Consider the following 6007-nt stretch of genomic DNA (forward strand, 5'->3'; position numbering starts at 1 on the left):
TTCCTAATTTAAAATGACTTTTTATACATTGTTATCAAGCATAGAAATCATTTAAATTTAGGATAAATCTAAAAAATCCTTTTCAACTCAGTCTATAATTTTAAGAAAACAAAATACTATAAAAACAATTTAGTGCGAAACTAAAGATACCTTAACAAATCAGGCATAGGAGCTATTCAATTATGAATCAGTATCAGCCTATTCCAATTCATTGGTTTTTTGATCCATCGATCTATCAACTTGAAAAAGAATATATTTTTAAGCAAAGCCTACAATATGTAGGACATCAGCTTATGGTTCCTAACTTAAATGATTATTATGTTTTGAAACGAAGTAATAATACTGAGATGCTGATTCATCACCAAGATGGTATTAGTCTGCTTTCTAACATTTGTCGGCATCGACAAGCGCTTCTATTATCCGACGCAGGAAATGTAAAAAGAATTCGCTGTCCAATTCATAGTTGGTCATATAATACACAAGGTGAATTAATTCATACGCCACAATTTGAACAAACACCCTGTCTTAATTTAAAAAAAGACTACATTAGCGAATGGAATGGACTGCTGTTTAGAGGAAACAATAAAATAGAAGGAGATACAATCGACACTAAGGCATCTACCGTATTCGATTTTTCTGACTATGTATTCGCTCAATCGAGACATCAATACCATTCATTTAACTGGAAAATATTCATGGAAGTATTTTTGGATGATTACCATATACCATTTTTCCATGATGGATTGAGAAAATTAGTCGATGTACGGCAACTTGAATGGACGATTAATGACACCTACTCCATCCAGTATGTAGGCATCCAATCTGATTTAACCAAATCAGGTTCTGCCAATTTTAAAGCTTATCAAAACGAATTATTGGTGCAAGCAAAAAACGATCTACCTAAGTATGGAGCCGTTTGGATGGCCTATTACCCAAACATCATGATTGAATATTATCCCTATATGTTAGTCATAAGTACTGTTTCTCCAATAAATGTTGATCAATGCATTAATATTGTAGAGTTTTTTCATCCGAAAGATATTTGGTTATCTAATCCAAGTTTATGCGCAGCAGCACAAGCGGCTTATTTAGAAACTGCGCAAGAAGATGAAGAAATATGCCTCAGAATTCATCAGGGTCGCAAAGGACTTCATGAGCAGGGAGATGACCAATCAGGCCCCTACCAACCCCTACTGGAAGCAGCACTGCCCACATTTTACAATTTCCTCTTAGAAAGACTAAAAAAGAAAGATAACTAGGGTCTATTAACATTTCACCAGCCCCTAATATGTTCGTCAGTTCAATACCTCTGCTTCATGAACCAAAGTACTAATTAACTCTTTTACACTAGTGCTTCTACACAATGGAGCTGATTGTCCTGCCCACATTGACATAAAATCGATATTGTCTAGTTCCTTTGCTTTTTTTCGCATCAGCCCCGTTAGGGCATTTTGAATGGGATAATCAAGAATATTTGCCGTTCTTACATGCATGCGATCAATAAATTGATTGCGTATTCCTCGGGCTAATTTACCGGAGAAAGCACGTGTAAGTACGGTGTTATCTTGCTGTTGTGAGAGTAATGCGCGTTTATACACTTCGGGAATACCGGATTCAAAACAACTGAGAAATGCTGTTCCCATTTGGATTCCTTCAGAACCTAACTTAAGTGCCGCAGCAATTCCTCTGCCATCCATAATTCCACCTGCAGCAATAATAGGAAGGTCGATTTGATCGACCAATTGGGGTATTAGACTAAACAGTCCAATTAATCCATCCTCCGCTTTACTTATAAAAGTTCCCCTATGACCACCTGCTTCACTCCCTTGAGCAACAATCGCATCGATGTCACATTCTTCAAGTTCTCGTGCTTCAGCTAAAGTGGTTGCTGTGCCAATTAAAACCGTGCGATTTCTTTTAAATTTTGTTATCCATTTCGAATCCAGCAAACCAAATGCATAACTAAAAACAGGAATTTTTTCTTGGATTAAGACGTTTATTTGTTCTTCAAAAGACTGTGCATACGGCTCCAGAACAGGTTCAATCTCTATATTTAATTCAAGACAAGATTGTTTGATATCAGTACAAGATTTTCGAATTTGTTCAGCTGAAGCATGATATCTCTCGGGAATAAAAAGATTCACGGCAAAGGGTTTATTTGTTAATTTTCGTATTGTTTTTAGCGCATCTTTTAGTTCATCAGGAGGCATATATCCCGCGCCTAATGAACCTAAGCCTCCTGCATTGCAAACAGCAGCGACTAATTCCGGGGTAGTGGCACCTCCAGCCATAGGAGCCTGAATAATTGGATATTTTAAGCCAATTTTTTCAGTTAATCGTGTCTGCCACATAACGTTCCATCCTCTTTTAATTTCATTAATCATAAACTCAATATTCAATGAACACTATAGTGCAGTTAGGCTCAACTATGCCAATTTATTTTGCACCTGATATTTCAATCGCTCAATTGCAAGGTTAATACCCGAAAAAACCTATCAAACGGCTAACTGCTGCTGGAAAATGTTCTACGATTTTCTTAGAATGTTATTTTGGATTAATGAAGATGGATTTTTGTTCTCTTCAATTTTTAATAAAACGTCTGGTGCATCAAGTTAGGAGGACGCTATGAAAGCACAAGCTATATCATCTTTTGGTGCCCCCTCAGTCTTTGAAACGATTGAGCTCCCCAATCCCCAAATCAAACCCGGCTATGTGCTCATTCGAGTTGTGGCGACTAGCGTAAATCCTGTCGACTGTAAAGTTCGCTCTGGAAAATACAGCCATATTTCCCCTCCCTTTCCTGCGATTCTACATAGTGATGTAGCAGGTATCGTTGAACAAGTTGGTGACGACGTTACTGAGTTTGCTGTCGGTGATGAAGTTTATGGATGTGCCGGTGGTTTCCTCAATGAATGTGGTGCGTTAGCTGAGTTTATGCTTGCTGATGCTCAGTTAATTGCGAAAAAACCTAAGACATTGAGTATGGTTGAAGCCGCTGCATTGCCTCTAGTATCAATCACCGCATGGGAAGCATTATTTGAAAAAGTTAAAATTCAATCTGGACAAAAAATATTAATTCATGCCGGTACTGGAGGAGTGGGCCATATTGCAATTCAGCTCGCCAAGTGGGCTGGCGCTGAAGTATATACAACTGTATCTTCCTCAGATAAAGCAGATATAGCAAAATCACTTGGAGCCAAAGAGACGATTAATTATCGGTTTGAGTCAGTTCAAGACTATGTCAATCGTCTAACCAATGGTAAGGGGTTTGACATCGTATTTGATACCATCGGTGGGGAAAATCTCGACAAATCATTAGCTGCTGTTGCCATGTATGGAAACGTAATCAGTATTCAAGCAACTTCCAACCATGACCTTTCACCCTTACATAGTAAATCGGCCAGTTTACATGCAGTATTTATGTTATTGCCGTTATTACGTGACATACAACGTGAACGTCATGGCAAAATTCTAAAAGAGATTGCGGTATTAGCAGATGAAGGTTATTTAAAGCCGCTCATTGACCCACATCTTTTTTATTTCGAGAACATTGATAAAGCTCATACGTTACTCGAATCAGGAAAAGCGGTAGGAAAAATTGTAGTTCAGGCTTATTAATTCTGTCTTATTAAACTTCACAACCCGGGAATCCAACTCATTAACCCCGGGTTTCGCTGTGCTAAGCCCAGGCTAGGATTTTTGAGGTTGAAGCAAATTTTTACAGGACTTACGCCCCCAGGGTCGAGGCAAAAAATGTTTTTAATGAGAGAGTTTAGATAAACTAAATGACCGAATTAAAATCATTTTTTAACGAAGAGCTGGGGATTTTTCGTAAGTTCTGTTTTATTGAGTTCACAGTAGAGAATGGTGCTCGCTATCACCGCTGCAGGCATGGTCAATATATTTAAGAAAGGTACAAAATTAGCTAAATTTATAGAAAAACCCAATCCAAGTGAACGCATTTTATTACGAGCAATTTTTCTACGCATTTCTTTGAAGCTAACCAGGTTATTGTCCATAGCAAAATCTTGGTATTGGATACTTAGTATCCAAGCATTAAAAATAAACCACAAAATAGGATAAACAGGCTGTAGAAATGGTACAAAAAATAAAATACCTATAATTAAAAAGCGCGGCAAAAAATAACCGAGAAACTCACATTGACGTTTAACACTTCGTAATACGACTTCATAAAATGATAAAGACGGAATGATGCTTCCAAAAAGCAGATTTTGTGTTTTTTCTGCTAACAGGCCGTTTAGAGGCGCTGCAATTAAATTGAAAAAAACCGTAAAAAGAGATAGAAACATTAAGAAAAAACTGAGGATGAATAGAACAAAAAAAATACTGCTAAAAAAACTTAACCAGGAAGGCAACTTATCAAGATAATAGTAAGCATAGGGCAGCAAATAGTGGTAAATAAGATAAAACAGACCGGCAAACATAGTAAGGTTAATTACTAAAGGCAATAGAATAAAACGTCTTAATCCATGAGTAGAAAGATGACGAATACCTCGTAGCATATACCCCATACCGTGAAAAAAATCTCTCATTTAACCCTCAATCCAAATCATGCTCGTTGTAATACTACCAAATCCAATTGTGCCTATTAATCGTCTTAGGTTCATTGATTTTGTTAAAAAAATCATGTATTTCAATATTTTTTGTACAAAAAAATGATAAACTAACCTATTAATATATAATTATATTTTCGAAAATAAGGTTTAATAATGCCAAGAACATCTCAACCAGAACAAATTCCCAAACTAGCCACTCTAGCAGCAAAGAAAATTGAGAAAACAAATCCTCATCTTTTTTTTACTTTATACAATAATAAAATATTACCCCTCGAACTAGAAAATCAACATATTAATCCCTTAGTACAGGATCTCGTGATCAAACATGAGAAAATTTATTTGGCCAACATAAAAGAGCGAAAAAAGCTGATTGATGAACGCTCCTCCGCCATTGAGGGAGATTGCTGTTATAGAAAAGCCATCACCCTCGCGATGATAGCTTTAGGCAGTGGAGTACATCTTGGTGTTTATTTCATTCTACGTGCAAGTGCAGTACCTCATTCAACAACACTGACGTTTCTTGCAACAATACCAGCAACTGTTATAGCCCTGGGATGTTTTAGTCCTTGCGCCTCTGTTTGCCTATCAAAAATCATAGCACGTGGTACCGTACCTGATGTTCCGAGTGAGGTAGTTGATTTAACTGAAGTAGTAGATGATATTGAATCACAAAAAAACAAAAGCCACCTAACCGTCTAAAAGCTTTATAGCCAAAGTAGCCTGCGTACAGCGCCGCGGAACCTCGGAAGTATGCATACGAGACTAAACCCGGGCTCCGTTCTGCACCAGGCTACTTTATTTATGCTCCTTTTGTAACAACTTTGTTACAATTACAGAACATCTTGTTATATCCCTGTTACATTCATTATTTAGACTAGGTTCAGATAACAATTAAAGAGGGGAATATAAGAAATGAGGATCAAAAAATTATTGCTGTGCGGGATGTTAGGCGCGGCTACTTTATTTTCCACTACATCCTTCGCTTTTTATCATACACATGATTATTATCCACGATTTAAGAATTTCCGCCATCACCATCATCATTCAAGATGGAGAAATACTCATCGCTGGACACCACCAAGAGATTATATTGTAGTGGAAAACGGTGCGCCCTACCCACGCTACCATCAACATTATTGATTATAAAAAATCATTTTCGTAACTCCCCACGTCATCCCGAACCCGAGCGCAGCGAGGGTGAGGGATCTCCTGCGGTGTATCTCGGATACAGTCATGTAAAAAAACATTTGAAAAATTATGTGGTTGTGATCAAATAGCTGCATGAAATACTACGAACAAATCATCAGCACACTATTGGCTAGGATTGCGGAACTAGAAAAGAGAGTGACGCAACAGGCGGCCAGGATAGCAGAGCTGGAAAAACCTTTAAACAAGAACAGCAGCAACAGCTCAAAACCACCATCCAGTGA

The 6007-nt window shown here is 37.6% G+C and carries 7 protein-coding genes; 5 read left to right on the forward strand and 2 right to left on the reverse strand.

Annotated elements, in window-relative coordinates; all coding sequences use genetic code 11:
* Positions 1–182: 182 nt before the first annotated feature.
* On the forward strand, positions 183–1259 hold the full coding sequence (locus BW930_RS10185) for an aromatic ring-hydroxylating oxygenase subunit alpha (protein ID WP_238587875.1): 1077 nt from the start codon (positions 183–185) through the stop codon (positions 1257–1259).
* Between the two features lie 36 nt (positions 1260–1295).
* Here BW930_RS10185 and BW930_RS10190 read toward each other — a convergent pair whose 3' ends face one another.
* Complete coding sequence (locus BW930_RS10190; protein WP_058468450.1) at positions 1296–2351, reverse strand: NAD(P)H-dependent flavin oxidoreductase; 1056 nt, start codon at positions 2349–2351, stop codon at positions 1296–1298.
* A gap of 274 nt (positions 2352–2625) precedes the next feature.
* Here BW930_RS10190 and BW930_RS10195 point away from each other — a divergent pair, with 274 nt between their 5' ends.
* On the forward strand, positions 2626–3618 hold the full coding sequence (locus BW930_RS10195; RefSeq protein ID WP_058468451.1) for a zinc-dependent alcohol dehydrogenase family protein: 993 nt from the start codon (positions 2626–2628) through the stop codon (positions 3616–3618).
* 182 nt (positions 3619–3800) lie between these two features.
* On the opposite strand, the gene cysZ is transcribed toward BW930_RS10195, so the two are convergent.
* Positions 3801–4553 carry a sulfate transporter CysZ gene (gene cysZ, locus BW930_RS10200; protein ID WP_058468452.1) on the reverse strand — a complete coding sequence of 251 codons (753 nt, stop codon included), beginning with the start codon at positions 4551–4553 and terminating at the stop codon, positions 3801–3803.
* 177 nt (positions 4554–4730) lie between these two features.
* Here cysZ and BW930_RS10205 point away from each other — a divergent pair, with 177 nt between their 5' ends.
* The 3 genes from BW930_RS10205 to BW930_RS17525 form a co-directional block, all read left to right on the forward strand.
* Positions 4731–5276, forward strand: a complete 546-nt coding sequence (locus BW930_RS10205) for a hypothetical protein (RefSeq protein WP_058468453.1) — start codon at positions 4731–4733, stop codon at positions 5274–5276.
* A gap of 213 nt (positions 5277–5489) precedes the next feature.
* Positions 5490–5717 carry a hypothetical protein gene (locus tag BW930_RS10210; protein ID WP_076547516.1) on the forward strand — a complete coding sequence of 76 codons (228 nt, stop codon included), beginning with the start codon at positions 5490–5492 and terminating at the stop codon, positions 5715–5717.
* Between the two features lie 141 nt (positions 5718–5858).
* Positions 5859–6007, forward strand: a 149-nt coding sequence (locus BW930_RS17525) for a DUF6444 domain-containing protein (RefSeq protein WP_432419115.1), incomplete at its 3' end; no start/stop codon positions are given.

It is taken from the genome of Fluoribacter gormanii, from assembly GCF_900156395.1.
In the GTDB taxonomy this organism is placed as follows: Bacteria; Pseudomonadota; Gammaproteobacteria; order Legionellales; family Legionellaceae; genus Legionella; species Legionella gormanii.